The sequence below is a fragment of the Streptomyces sp. NPDC048353 genome (assembly GCF_055587165.1).
Genome location: NZ_JBVJGU010000007.1, coordinates 67,719 through 80,257, shown reverse-complemented (window position 1 = coordinate 80,257; position 12,539 = coordinate 67,719). Strand labels below are relative to the sequence as shown.

At 71.2% G+C, this 12,539-nt stretch carries 12 protein-coding genes and 1 riboswitch; of the genes, 9 read left to right on the top strand and 3 right to left on the bottom strand.

From position 1 onward, the window contains the following. Positions 1-90 precede the first annotated feature (90 nt). Positions 91-1,248 (top strand): ROK family transcriptional regulator, encoded by a 1,158-nt coding sequence (locus ACZ6RC_RS24480; RefSeq protein ID WP_469586930.1) that lies wholly within the window; start codon positions 91-93, stop codon positions 1,246-1,248. A 4-nt stretch (positions 1,249-1,252) separates the two neighbouring features. Here ACZ6RC_RS24480 and ACZ6RC_RS24475 read toward each other — a convergent pair whose 3' ends face one another. The 3 genes from ACZ6RC_RS24475 to ACZ6RC_RS24465 form a co-directional block, all read right to left on the bottom strand. Further along, a complete protein-coding gene (locus tag ACZ6RC_RS24475; protein ID WP_469586928.1) occupies positions 1,253-2,515 on the bottom strand; it encodes a serine hydrolase domain-containing protein in 1,263 nt (420 codons plus the stop codon). A gap of 86 nt (positions 2,516-2,601) precedes the next feature. Next, positions 2,602-3,372 carry an SDR family oxidoreductase gene (locus tag ACZ6RC_RS24470; protein WP_469586924.1) on the bottom strand — a complete coding sequence of 257 codons (771 nt, stop codon included), beginning with the start codon at positions 3,370-3,372 and terminating at the stop codon, positions 2,602-2,604. A 187-nt stretch (positions 3,373-3,559) separates the two neighbouring features. Beyond that, complete coding sequence (locus ACZ6RC_RS24465) at positions 3,560-5,917, bottom strand: chitinase C-terminal domain-containing protein (RefSeq protein WP_469586922.1); 2,358 nt, start codon at positions 5,915-5,917, stop codon at positions 3,560-3,562. A 252-nt stretch (positions 5,918-6,169) separates the two neighbouring features. Further along, positions 6,170-6,299: riboswitch (FMN riboswitch) on the top strand. A 176-nt stretch (positions 6,300-6,475) separates the two neighbouring features. On the opposite strand from ACZ6RC_RS24465, the gene ribD reads away from it, so the two are divergent. From ribD to ACZ6RC_RS24425, 8 genes are all read left to right on the top strand, one after another. Continuing rightward, on the top strand, positions 6,476-7,564 hold the full coding sequence (gene ribD / locus ACZ6RC_RS24460; protein ID WP_469586919.1) for a bifunctional diaminohydroxyphosphoribosylaminopyrimidine deaminase/5-amino-6-(5-phosphoribosylamino)uracil reductase RibD: 1,089 nt from the start codon (positions 6,476-6,478) through the stop codon (positions 7,562-7,564). Positions 7,565-7,566: 2 nt separating this feature from the next. Beyond that, on the top strand, positions 7,567-8,175 hold the full coding sequence (locus ACZ6RC_RS24455; protein ID WP_391145166.1) for a riboflavin synthase: 609 nt from the start codon (positions 7,567-7,569) through the stop codon (positions 8,173-8,175). Between the two features lie 44 nt (positions 8,176-8,219). Then, positions 8,220-8,813, top strand: a complete 594-nt coding sequence (locus ACZ6RC_RS24450; RefSeq protein WP_391145360.1) for a nicotinamide mononucleotide transporter family protein — start codon at positions 8,220-8,222, stop codon at positions 8,811-8,813. Further along, positions 8,810-10,099 (top strand): bifunctional 3,4-dihydroxy-2-butanone-4-phosphate synthase/GTP cyclohydrolase II, encoded by a 1,290-nt coding sequence (locus tag ACZ6RC_RS24445; RefSeq protein ID WP_469586916.1) that lies wholly within the window; start codon positions 8,810-8,812, stop codon positions 10,097-10,099. The genes ACZ6RC_RS24450 and ACZ6RC_RS24445 overlap by 4 nt, the downstream gene beginning before the upstream one ends. 36 nt (positions 10,100-10,135) lie before the next feature. Further along, positions 10,136-10,621 carry a 6,7-dimethyl-8-ribityllumazine synthase gene (gene ribH, locus ACZ6RC_RS24440; RefSeq protein WP_469586913.1) on the top strand — a complete coding sequence of 162 codons (486 nt, stop codon included), beginning with the start codon at positions 10,136-10,138 and terminating at the stop codon, positions 10,619-10,621. Between the two features lie 35 nt (positions 10,622-10,656). Further along, entirely contained in the window at positions 10,657-10,929 is a 273-nt protein-coding gene (locus ACZ6RC_RS24435) for a phosphoribosyl-ATP diphosphatase (RefSeq protein WP_053643769.1), read from the top strand. 93 nt (positions 10,930-11,022) lie between these two features. Next, on the top strand, positions 11,023-11,871 hold the full coding sequence (gene hisG, locus ACZ6RC_RS24430) for an ATP phosphoribosyltransferase (RefSeq protein WP_391145175.1): 849 nt from the start codon (positions 11,023-11,025) through the stop codon (positions 11,869-11,871). A 48-nt stretch (positions 11,872-11,919) separates the two neighbouring features. Next, positions 11,920-12,372 carry a PH domain-containing protein gene (locus ACZ6RC_RS24425; protein WP_453618055.1) on the top strand — a complete coding sequence of 151 codons (453 nt, stop codon included), beginning with the start codon at positions 11,920-11,922 and terminating at the stop codon, positions 12,370-12,372. Positions 12,373-12,539 lie beyond the last annotated feature (167 nt).

Sequence of the window (12,539 nt, the reverse complement as noted above, 5' to 3'; positions counted from 1 at the left end):
CGCTGTCCTTGGCCATGATGCCGCCGTAAACTATCAGGAACCCTGCCTGATAAATAGTATGACCGCCGGAAGTCTGAGAGGATCCCGAGCATGCCCGCATCTCCGAGCACCGCCCGGGCCATCAACGACCGGCTCGCCCTGCGACTGCTCCAGGACGAGGGGTCGCTGACGGCGAGTCAGCTCAAGACGCTGACCGGGCTGTCCCGGCCCACCGTCGCCGACCTCGTCGAGCGGCTCCAGGGCTCCGGGCTCGTCCGGATCGTGGGGGAGTCCGGCGCCGAGCGGCGCGGCCCCAACGCCAAGCTGTACGGGATCGTCGCCGACCGCGCCCACCTCGCCGCCCTCGACGTGCGCACCCGCTCCGTCTCCGTGGTGGTCGCCGACCTCCTGGGCACCACGCTCGCCGAGGCGACCCTGCCCGTCGGGGACGGCACGGCCACCGAACCCGCCGTCGAGCAGGCTGTCGCCCTCCTCGAACGCACGGCGAAGGAGGCGGGGGTGGCGGCCCTGCACAGCGTCGGCATCGGCGCGCCCGGCCTCATCGACCCGGCCACGGGCGAGCTGAACGACTCCTCAGGGCTGCCCGCCTGGCACCGGCGGCTCGTGCCAGCCCTCCAGCAGCGCCTGCCGGCGACCGTGCTGGTCGAGAACGAGACCAATCTGGCGGCTGTCGCCGAGCAGCGGGTGGGGGCCGCCCAGGACTGCGACACCTTCGTGATGCTCTGGCTGGGCCAGGGCGTCGGCGCGGCCGTCGTCCTGGACGGGCGGCTGCGCCGGGGCGCCTCAGGCGGCGCCGGGGAGATCGGATTCCTGCCGGTCCCCGGCACCGGCGGGCTGCCCTCGGCGCACGACTGCGCGGGCGGCTTCCACGAGCTGGCCTGCGTGGCGGCTATCGACGCCCTGGCCGTCCGGCACGGCCTCGACCGCCGCACCGCCCTCGCCTCGGGGGACGGCCCCTTCCTCGACGCGCTCGCCGACCGCCTCGCCGTGGGCGCGGCCGCCGTCGTCTCGGTCCTGGACCCCGGCTGCCTCGTCCTCGGCGGCGAGACCGGCCACCGCGGCGGCCGGGAGCTTGCCGCCCGCGTCGAGGCCCGGCTCGCCGCCCTCTCGCCCCTGCGCACCGAGGTCCGCGCCACCGAACTCGGCGACGCGGCGGTCCTCCGGGGCGCCCTCCTGGCCGCCCGCGACGCCGCGCAGGACGAGCTCTTCGGCCCGCCGGACCACGGCGACCACGGGCGGCACGGCTAGGGGTTCAGCTGATCGTCAGTGGGGTGTCCGGGGCGAGTTCGGCGGCGATGCGCTCGGCGACCTCCTCGGCCGTGTTGCCCTCGGGCGTGTTCGCGGTCTTGGTCGTGGACACCGCGATGGCGAGGCGGTCGGAGGGGAGATACGCCTGGATCGCCGCATAGCCGGAGAACGACGGGTTCTGCACCAGCCAGCTGTCGACCACGATGATGCCCAGGCCGAAGTGCGCGGCCTCGGTCTGCCTCAGACAGATCGTGGCGGGACAGGTGGCGGTCGCGCCGCCCAGGCCGACCGTGCCCGGGTCGAGGAAGGTGCGGTACGAGCGGGGCGAGAGGAGTTCGCCGCTGCCGATGGCCCGCGCGGAACGGGCCAGGTCACAGATGTCGGTGGTGATGACCGCGCCGGGCGCGGTGGTCCACGACGGGTTCCAGAAGGTGGACTCCTCGTAGAGCCCGCGATCGGAGGTGAAGGCGTGCAGGACCGGACTCGGGATGTCCGGCGTGAAGTTGTTCTGCGTGTCGCGGAGCCCGAGAGGGCCCCAGATCCGTTCCTGCAGGAACTCGTCGATCCGGGTGCCGGTGATCTTCTCCAGCGCCTGGGTCAGGAGCAGGTAGTTGGCGTGGGAGTAGCTCCAGTTGGTGCCGGGCTCGTACCAGAACGAGTGGCTGTACGGGAACGCCAGCAGCTCGTCCGGGGTCCACTGGCGGAAGGGGTGGGCGGTCAGCTCGGCCCCGAACGCCGGGTCCGTCACGTAGTCGTGGAGTCCCGTGGTGTTGGAGGCCAGCATCCGCAGGGTGATCCGCTCGGCCTTGGGCACGTCGGGCAGCCAGCGCTCCACGGTGTCGTCGAGCGAGACCTTCCCCTCCTCGACCAGCTGGAGGAGGGCCGTGGCGATGTGGGCGAAGACCACGGAGCCGGCGCGGAAGTGCATGTCCGGCTGGGCCGGGACCCCGGTCATGGACTCGCCGAGCGCGTCGGTGAGGACCTCGCGCCCGTCGATGGTGACCTTCAGCTCCACCGAGTTCAGCTTGAGGTCCTTCTTAGCCTTGCGGGTGATGTCCAGGACCTTGCGGGCCTGCGCGTCGAGGGGACGCTCGGTCCGTACGCAGTCGCGGTCGCCGTGATGGCCGGGCCCCTCCGCGAACGCGGTCGTGGTGGCCGGGGCCTGGACGGTGGCGGCGAGGAGAGCGGCGCAGAGCAGAGCGCGGCGGGCCCGTGCACGCGCACGCGGGCGCGGGCGCGTGCGGGTGGAGGCGGGGGTGGGTGTCATGTCCGCACTATGGCGGGAAGGACGCGGCTGATTCGCCCGAACACTCCGCAAAATGCGTGAGACGTGCCCAAGTGGTGCAGAGCGGACTATTCCGAAGGACGAGCGGGAGCGCCGCTCCCGTCGTCGAACCGAGCCGCCAGGAACTCCTCGAAGGTCACCCGCCCCACCGCCGACTCCGGGGCCAGGTGTCCTCCGAGCCGCAGTCCCCGGTACGTCCGCCCCGGCAGGGGCACCTCGACGATCCGCCGCCGGCGCCCGCTCGCCCGCAGGTACGCCTCGGCCAGCTCGGGGAAGGTGAGCACCTCGGGCCCGCCCATGTCCGCCACGCGCCCGGCAGGGTCGCCCGTCGCGAGTTCCGCGAGACGGGCCGCGGCCTCGGTGACCTCCAGGGGCTGGTCCCGTACGCCCTTCGGGAGCAGCATGACCGGCGGTTTGGCCAGGCCCTGGAGGAGGCGCAGGATCAGGTCGTGGAACTGTGTCGTCCGCAGGATCGTCCAGCCGACCCCGGACTGCTGGAGCCGCCGCTCCACGGCGTACTTGGTGCGGTAGTAGCCCAGCGGGACCCGGTCGACGCCGACGATCGAGATGTAGAGCACGTGCGGGACGCCCGCCCGCTGCGCCGCCTCGATCAGGTGATCGGCCGCCTCCTCGTCGCCGCGGGTGATGTTCGTGCAGTGGACGATCGCGTCCACGCCCCGGACCGCCCGGTCCAGCAGCGGGCCGCCCCTGCGCAGGTCGACGGCGAAGGGAGGGGAGTGGCGGCTCAGGACGCGGACCTCGTGGCCGTCGGCGCGCAGCCGGTCGCACACCGGGCGGCCGAGGGTGCCCGTGCCGCCCGTCACCAGGATCGTGGTCATGCCTCCAGCGTGAACGCCTTCGCCGCGACCCGCACACGCGGACCGCGGCGAAGGCCGGGGAGGACCCGGCGACGGCAAGGGCCGTGAATTCCGCCGCCGGGCGTTTCGAGGGGGGAGGTCGTCCCCGTCCTGCCGGACGGCCTTCAGACCGTCCTGCTGTCCGGCCGTCCGGGGGCCGTCAGCGGGTTCAGCAGGCGCCGAGGTCCTTCCAGACGCCCCACTGGCCGGTCGTGCCCGGCTCCTCGTTCTGGGTCCACCACTGGGCCTTCCACGTGCGGCCCTTGTGCGCGACCTCGTTGCCGGAGTTGTAGACCGTGCCGGCCACGTACGCCGGAGCCGTGCAGCTGCCACCCGGCGGCGTGGTCGGCGGCGTGGTCGGGGGAGTCGTCGGCGGGGTGGTGGGCGGGGTCGTGGGCGGGGTGGTCGTCCCGGGCTCCACCACCGTCGTCCCGCGCGCCAGGTCACCGGCGAGCGCGTACGTCGTGCCGCTGATGTTCACCGTCCAGTTCGAGGGCGTGGAGACCGGGAGGTAGTAGTTGAACGCCAGGTCCACGGTCGCGCCCGGTGCGAGCGACTGCCAGGCCGGGAGCTTCAGCGACACCCGGTGGAAGTCGCCCTTCAGGCCGCCGACATTGCCGCCGGTGTGGTCGCTGCTGATCACCTTCGTACCGAAGCCCGACTGGTCCGAGGCGTTGCCCGGCGCGGCCGTCGCGTAGTCGAACCGGAACTCCGTGCCGCCCGGCAGCGCGGTGGCCGTGTTGTTGGTGATCTTGATCTTCGGGGTGATCGGGTAGTTGGAGTCGCCCAGCTTGAACTCGGTGAACTCCACGCCCACGTTCACGGCCTTCGTCGGCAGCGCGGCGTTCGACTTCTTGGCGCCGTACGGGGTGGCCGCCTTGAACTTGTCGTACATCAGCGAGGTGAGGGTGTCACCCATCTCGTACTGGCCCTTGGCGGCGTTCCAGTCGTAGTCGCCCGCCATCTCCCAGATCATCGTGCCGCCGATGCCCCGGTCGACGACGTAGTCGGCCTTGGCCGCCACCGACTGCTCGTCCTCGGTGGAGAGGAAGACCTTCTTCTGCGCGTTCCACAGCCACGGCGCGACCAGGGTCGCGTCGTACTTGCGGGCGTAGGTGCCGGTCAGGGTGGTGTTCGCCGGGAAGCCGTACCGGGTGACGTAGTCGCCGACGATCCCCTTCTCGAGGTTCTTGGCGTGCCACATCGGGTTGGAGCCGGCGGGCGACTCGACACCGTTGGTGTCCTTGTCGTGCCAGAGGTTGTCGATGCCGGAGGCGCCGTCGCCGCACTTGGTCAGGCCCGACCCGGCCGGGCAGGTGGTGGCCGCCGCCTTGCCCCACAGGCCGTCCGTGCCGCCCTGCACGTTCTTGTGGCCGCGGGTGTAGTAGGGCAGGCCGATGTTGATCCGGCCGGCCGGCATGGAGCCGCGGAAGTAGTGGTACGCCCAGTCGGTGTTGAGGTAGCCGATGCCGCCGTACTGCGAGGAGCCGTAGACGTTGGCGGCGGCCAGCTCGGCGTCCTTGGCGTCGTCGAAGAGCGAGGCGTTGGGGCCGACGTACTCGTTCCAGGCGCCGTGCAGGTCGTAGGACATGATGTTGACGTAGTCCAGGTACTTCTGGCTCTGGTACGTCTCCATGCCGCGCAGCAGGTAGCCCGAGGAGGGCGCGGCGACGGTGAGCAGGTAGTGCTTGCCGTCGGCGGCGCCGGCCCGGTCGAGCCTCTCGCGCAGCGACTTCATCAGCGCGTCGTAGCCCTTGACCAGACCCGCCCGGCGGGCGTTGGAGATCTGCCAGTCGAGCGGGTTGCCCGCGTCCTTCATCGTCGTCGGGTACTCGTAGTCGATGTCGACGCCGTTGAAGCCGTACTTCTTGATGAAGGCGACGGCCGAGTCCGCGAACGTGTCGATCCCGGCCTGGTTGACCGAACCGTCGGCGTTGGTGGCCATCGAGTAGAAGCCGCCGGAGTTCACCCGGCTTCCGTTGTCGGCGAAGTAGCCGCCGGTCTCGGCCCAGCCGCCGACCGAGATCAGCGTCTTGACGTCCGGGTGCTGCTTCTTGAACTTGTTCAGCAGGTTGAAGTGGCCCTTGTAGGCGAAGCCCGGGTCCATCTCGGCGCCGGCGACACCGGGCCAGGTCATCCCGGTGGCGGCGTTGTCAGGCCCGTCCGTGCCCACCGACAGCTTGTTGTCGGAACCGATGTGCCCGAAGGCGTAGTTGATGTGGGTGATCTTGTCCCACGGGATGTCGTCGGCGAGATAGGCGGGCTCGCCGTTCTTGCCGGTGCGCCAGCCGGTGAAGTAGCCGATGACCCGGCGCTGGTGGTCCGCGCCCATCTTCTCGCGACCCTCGGTGTCGTAGACCGAGCAGTACGGGACGTCGACGCCGGGCGTCTTGTACAGCCCGTCCGGCCGACAGGACTCGTTGTCGGCGGCGTACGAGACGCCGCCGGAGAGCGAGCTGATCAGCAGTCCGGCGACGGCCGCGCCGGATGCGAGCAGCGAGGCTCTCGTCTTCGCGGGGGACAGCACGATCGGTTCCTCCTGGGAGGTGGGAGAACACAACGAACAAAGGGGTGGGTCGTGTTGGGCCCGTGGAGTGCGCACACCGGCGGGCGGTACCTCGGAGGTGACACGGAGATTAAGAGGACTAGACCAGTGCGTCAATAGGTCTGGACCAAAGTGGTGCCGAAGTGGGGAGAACACGCGCCTTGTGAGCCAGCCCACAGGGCATCACCCGCATGGCCGACGAGCGGCCGTGGCACACTGGCCCTGTATCAGCAGCAGCGCACTCCGGGGTCGGTGTAATTCCGAACCGGCGGTATAGTCCGCGACCCGTCCGCAGCCAGCGGCCGGTTGACCAGGTGAGATTCCTGGACCGACGGTGAAAGTCCGGATGGGAGGCAGTGCGCGGCGGGCGACCCCTTCACGGGCGCGCCGGCCGTTTTCCGCTGGTCGCCGCAGCCGGTCCGCCGGCGTGCCGGGCGACCGGTGTATTCGGCCTCGGTGTCCCCCCGTGTGGCGTTGTTCCCGCTCTCTGTCGACATCGACAGGCCCCGGAGTCCGTGCCCGAAGAGGCAGGAGGACCCGGTGGCCACGCCAGCCGATGTGAACGCCATGCGCCGAGCCGTCGAGCTCGCCGCCCGCGGACTCGGCTCCACCAGCCCCAACCCGGTCGTTGGCTGCGTCATCCTCGACGCCTCCGGCCACCAGGTGGGCGAGGGCTTCCACCAGCGCGCCGGCGGCCCGCATGCCGAGATCCACGCCCTGCTCCACGCCGGCGTCCTCGCCCGCGGCGGCACCGCCTACGTCACCCTCGAACCCTGCAACCACACCGGCCGCACCGGCCCCTGCGCCCAGGCCCTCGTCGAGGCCGGGATCAGCCGGGTCGTGTACGCCGTCGGCGACCCGAACCCGCAGGCCACGGGTGGCGCGGACACCCTCCGAGCGGCCGGCGTCGAGGTCGTCGAAGGCCTCCTCGCGGACGAGGCCGAGGCGGGCAACCTCGCCTGGCTCACCTCCGTACGCCGCGGCCGCCCCTTCGTCCGGTGGAAGTACGCCGCCACCCTCGACGGCCGGATCGCCGCCGCCGACGGCAGCTCCCGCTGGATCACCTCCGCCGAGTCCCGCGCCGACGTCCACCGGCTGCGCGCCGAGTCCGACGCCGTCGTCGTCGGTTCCGGCACCGCCCGCGCCGACGACCCCCATCTGGCCGTACGCGGCATCGAGGGCGCCGTCCAGCCGCTGCGGCTCGTCGTCGACACCCACGCCGACGCCGTGAAGCCCGGCGCCCGGGTCCTCGACGATGCGGCCCGCACCGTGATCGCCGTGGCCGAGGACCTCCTCCCGGAGGAGACCCTCCACTTCCCCGAGACCTGGTGGCTGCCCCGCGCCCCCGGCGGCGGCCTCGTCATCCCGGAACTCCTCGCCATGCTCCACCAGCAGGGCGTCCGCTCCGTCCTCCTCGAAGGCGGCCCCACCCTCGCGGGCGCCTTCGTCGCCGCGGGAGCCGTCGACCAGGTCGTCGGCTACCTCGCCCCGGTCCTCCTCGGCGCCGGGCCCCAGGCCCTCGCCGACGCCGGAATCACCACCATCTCCGACGCGTTGCGGCTCGATGTCACCGAGACCGTCCGCATCGGCCCCGACCTCCGTATCACCGCCACCCTCAAGGGAGCCTGACCGTGTTCACCGGAATCGTCGAAGAACTGGGCGAGGTCACCGCCGTCGAGCAGCTGGAGGACGCCTCCCGCTTCCGACTGCGCGGCCCCCTGGTCACGGAAGGCGCCAAGCACGGCGACTCCATCGCCGTCAACGGTGTCTGTCTCACGGTCGTCGAGTTCGGCGACGGGGAGTTCACCGCCGACGTGATGGCGGAGACGCTCAAGCGCTCCTCGCTCGGAGCCCTCGACGTCGGCTCCCGGGTCAACCTGGAGCGCCCCATGGCCGTCGGCGACCGCCTCGGCGGACACATCGTCCAGGGACACGTCGACGGCACCGGCACCGTGCTCGAGCGCACCCCGTCCGAGCACTGGGAGATCGTCAAGGTCGGCCTGCCCGCCCACCTCGCCCGCTACGTCGTCGAGAAGGGCTCCATCACGGTCGACGGCGTCAGCCTCACCGTCGTCGAGGTCGGGGACGACTGGTTCACCATCAGCCTCATCCCCACCACCCTCGCCCTCACCACGCTCGGCATCAAGCAGAGCGGCGCCCCCGTGAACCTCGAGGTCGACGTCATCGCCAAGTACGTCGAGCGGCTGCTCGGCACCGAAGCCAAGGAGAACCTGACGTGAGCTGGCTCAACTCCGAGGCCTTCACCGCCTTCGGTCAGCACATCATGTGGTCCGACATGATCGGCAACACGATCGGCCTGATCGCCCTCGCGCTCGGCTGGCGACGCTCCATCCTCACCTGGCCCGCGCAGCTCCTCTCCGGCGTCATCCTGGTCGGCGCCTACGCCTCCGCCCACCTCAGCGGCGGCGTCGGCAAGCAGCTCCTGGTCATCGGCGTCGCCGCCTGGGGCTGGTGGCAGTGGAACCGCGGCCGGCAGCAGGCCCAGGACGGCTCCATCGCCGTCCGCTTCGCCACCTGGAAGGAGCGCGGCCTGCTCCTCGGCGGCGCCGTGGCCGGCACCCTCGCGGTCGGCGGCCTCTTCACCCTCTACCCGTCGCTCTCCTGGAGCCCCTGGGCCGACGCGTACATCTTCGTCGGCACGCTCGTCGCGATGGTCGCCCAGGCCCGCGGCCTGGTCGAGTTCTGGTTCGCCTGGCTCCTCGTCGACCTGGTCGGCGTCCCCCTCGCCTTCAACAGCGGCCTCGCCTTCTCCGGCCTGGTCTACGTGATCTACTTCGCCCTCGTCATCTGGGGCATGCGCGACTGGTGGCTCCGGACGCGCACCGCTCCCTCGGCTCTGGAAGGAGCACACGCATGAGCCACCCCGTCAGCGCCCTTCCGCCCTGGGACGCCACCGACCTCTCCCTCGACCCCGTCGAGCAGGCCATCCGCGACATCGCCGTCGGCCGGCCCGTCGTCGTCGTCGACGACGAGGACCGCGAGAACGAGGGCGACCTCGTCATCGCCGCAGAGAAGGCCACCCCCGAGATCGTCGCCTTCATGATGAGCGAGTGCCGCGGCCTCATCTGCGCCCCCATGGAGGACGACGAACTGGAGCGCCTCCAGCTCCCGCAGATGGTCGAGCACAACACCGAGTCGATGCGCACGGCCTTCACCGTCTCCGTCGACGCGTCCCCCGCCCACGGCGTCACCACCGGCATCTCCGCCGCCGACCGCGCCACCACCCTGCGCATGCTGGCCACCGGGACGTACGAGCCCTCCGACTTCGTCCGCCCCGGCCACATCTTCCCGCTGCGCGCCCGGGACGGCGGCGTCCTCGTCCGCAACGGCCACACCGAGGCGGCCGTCGACCTCGCCCGGCTCGCGGGCCTGCGCCCGGCCGGAGCCATCGTCGAGATCGCCGGCGAGGACGGCGTGATGCTGCGCCTGCCCGAGCTCGTCCCGTTCGCCCGCAAGCACGGCCTCACGATCATCTCGATCGAGGACCTCGTTGCCTACCGCCGCTCCGCCGAGCCGACCGTCCGCCGCGAGGCCGAGGTCCGGCTCCCCACCGCGCACGGCGACTTCACCGCGTACGGCTACCGCTCGACCGTCGACGGCGTCGAGCACGTCGCCCTCGTCCACGGCGAGATCGGCGAGGGCGAGGACGTCCTCGTCCGGGTCCACTCCGAATGCCTCACCGGCGACATCTTCCACTCGCTGCGCTGCGACTGCGGCCCCCAGCTGCAGGCCTCCATGGACCGGATCACCGAGGCCGGCCGCGGCGTCGTCGTCTACCTCCGCGGCCACGAGGGCCGGGGCATCGGCCTGCTGTCCAAGCTGCGCGCGTACGAGCTCCAGGAGCGCGGCCGCGACACCCTGGACGCCAATCTGGAGCTGGGCCTGCCCGCCGACGCCCGCGACTACGCGGCCGGGGCGCAGATCCTCGTCGACCTCGGGGTCCACAGCCTGCGGCTGATGACCAACAACCCCGAGAAGATCTCCGCCCTCACCCGCTACGGCCTCACGGTCGAGGGCCGCGAGCCGATGCCGGTCCAGGCGGGCGAGCACAACCTCCGCTACCTCCGCACCAAGCGGGACCGGATGGGACACGACCTCCCGTGGCTGGACGGCGTCCCCGCCTCCACCTGCGCCAACCAGTAACCACCAGCACGTCACCCGTACCGAGCAAGGAGAGACATGAGCGGCAAGGGCGCACCCGTCCTCAGCGTGAAGAACTGCGGCGACCTGCGGGTCGCGGTCATCGCGGCGCAGTGGCACGAGAAGATCATGGACGGACTCGTCGACGGCGCGCTCCGCGCCCTGCACGAGCTGGGCATCGACGAGCCGACCCTGCTCCGCGTGCCCGGCAGCTTCGAGCTGCCCGTGGTGGCGAAGGTCCTCGCCGGACGCGGCTACGATGCCATCGTCGCCCTCGGCGTCGTCATCCGCGGCGGAACGCCGCACTTCGAGTACGTGTGCCAGGGCGTCACCCACGGCCTCACCCAGGTCTCGATCGACACCGGCGTACCCGTCGGCTTCGGCGTCCTGACCGTGGACAACGAGGAGCAGGCCCTCGACCGGGCCGGCCTCGAAGGCTCGAAGGAGGACAAGGGCCACGAGGCCGTCACCGCCGCCGTCGCCACCGCGACCACGCTGCGCACGGTCAGCGAACCCTGGCGCTGAGTGCGTGACCCTCACCCCGTACTCTTAGGACCATCATGGCGAACAAAACCTTCGAAGAGCTCTTCGCCGAGCTCAAGCTCAAGGCCGAGAACGGCGACCCGGCCACCTCCCGCACCGCGGAACTGGTGGACAAGGGTGTCCATGCCATCGGCAAGAAGGTCGTCGAGGAGGCCGCCGAGGTCTGGATGGCCGCCGAGTACGAGGGCAAGGAAGCCGCCGCCGAGGAGATCTCGCAGCTGCTGTACCACGTCCAGGTGATGATGGTCGCCCGCGGGATCTCGCTCGACGACGTCTACGCCCACCTCTGATCCGCCGGCCCTCGGCCGTACCGGACCCGAGCGCACCACACCGCACCGCCCGCGAAGTCCCAGGCACACTCCCAGGCAAAGGAAGCCACTCCCATGCTGCGCATCGCCGTTCCCAACAAGGGTTCCCTCTCCGGACCTGCGTCGGAGATGCTCCATGAGGCCGGCTACCGCCAGCGCAAGGAGTCCAAGGAACTCGTCGTCATCGACCCCGACAACGAGGTCGAGTTCTTCTACCTGCGGCCGAAGGACATCGCGATCTACGTCGCCTCCGGCAAGCTGGACATCGGCATCACCGGCCGCGACCTGCTGCTGGACTCCGGAGCCAACGCGGAGGAGATCCTCCCGCTGAACTTCGGGCGCTCGACGTTCCGTTACGCCACCCGTCCGGGCACCGCGAAGGGCCCCGAGGACTTCGGCGGCATGACCATCGCGACCTCGTACGAGGGCATCGTCGCCAAGCACCTCGCCGACCAGGGCATCGACGCCTCCGTCGTCCACCTCGACGGCGCCGTCGAGACCGCGATCCAGCTGGGCGTCGCCCAGATCATCGCGGACGTCGTGGAGACCGGCACCAGTCTGCGCAACGCGGGCCTCGAGGTCATCGGCGAGCCCATCCTGAAGTCCGAGGCCGTCGTCATCCGGCGCAACGGCGCCGACGCGGACCACGCGCAGGTGCAGCAGTTCCTGCGCCGTCTCCAGGGCGTCCTGGTCGCCCGCTCGTACGTGATGATGGACTACGACTGCCGCGCCGAGCACCTGGAGCAGGCCGTCGCCCTCACCCCCGGCCTGGAGTCGCCGACGATCTCCCCGCTGCACAACGAGGGCTGGGTCGCCGTCCGGGCGATGGTCCCGGCCAAGGAGGCGCAGCGGATCATGGACGACCTGTACGAACTGGGTGCCCGCGCCATCCTGACGACGGCCATCCACGCCTGCCGCCTCTGACGGCCCGGCACCGCACCCCACCGCACCCAGGTACGAAGGAACAGCGTGATGTCCGAGCCGGCGACGCCCTCCCTCCCGGTCACCTTCCGGCCGGGCCGCACCCGCGCGGTGCTGCTGACCGTGGGCACGGTGATGTTCGCCGTGATCACCGCCGTCGCGCTGATGCTGGAGAAGCTCGGCCCGGGGGAGCGGATCAGCTTCGTCTTCACGGCGGCGCTCTTCCTCGGCGTCCTCATGCTGCTCAGTCGCCCCAAGGTCGTCGCCGACGAGAACGGCGTCACCGTCGTCAACATCACCCGGACGCGCCGACTGGCGTGGGCCGAGATCCTGCGGGTCAATCTGCGGCCCGGCGACCCCTGGGTCTTCCTGGACCTGAGCGACGGCACGAGCATGCCGGCGCTCGGCATCCAACCCGGCATCGCCAAGCAGCAGGCCATCCGCGACGCCCGCGCGCTGCGGGCCCTGGCGGACGCCCGAGGCGCCGGCCCGGAGACGGCCTGAGTCGCCCAAACGGGGGCAGACCCCCTGCCCCACGCCCGGCCGGCGTGATTACTCTGGAGGCGGTGGTGCCGAGCGGCACCGCCGCCTCGCACGTGCACGGCCGCCACCGGCGGCCGCGAGGCCTCCCTGCGACCCGAGGAGTGACTCCCTCCAGCAATGGACGGATC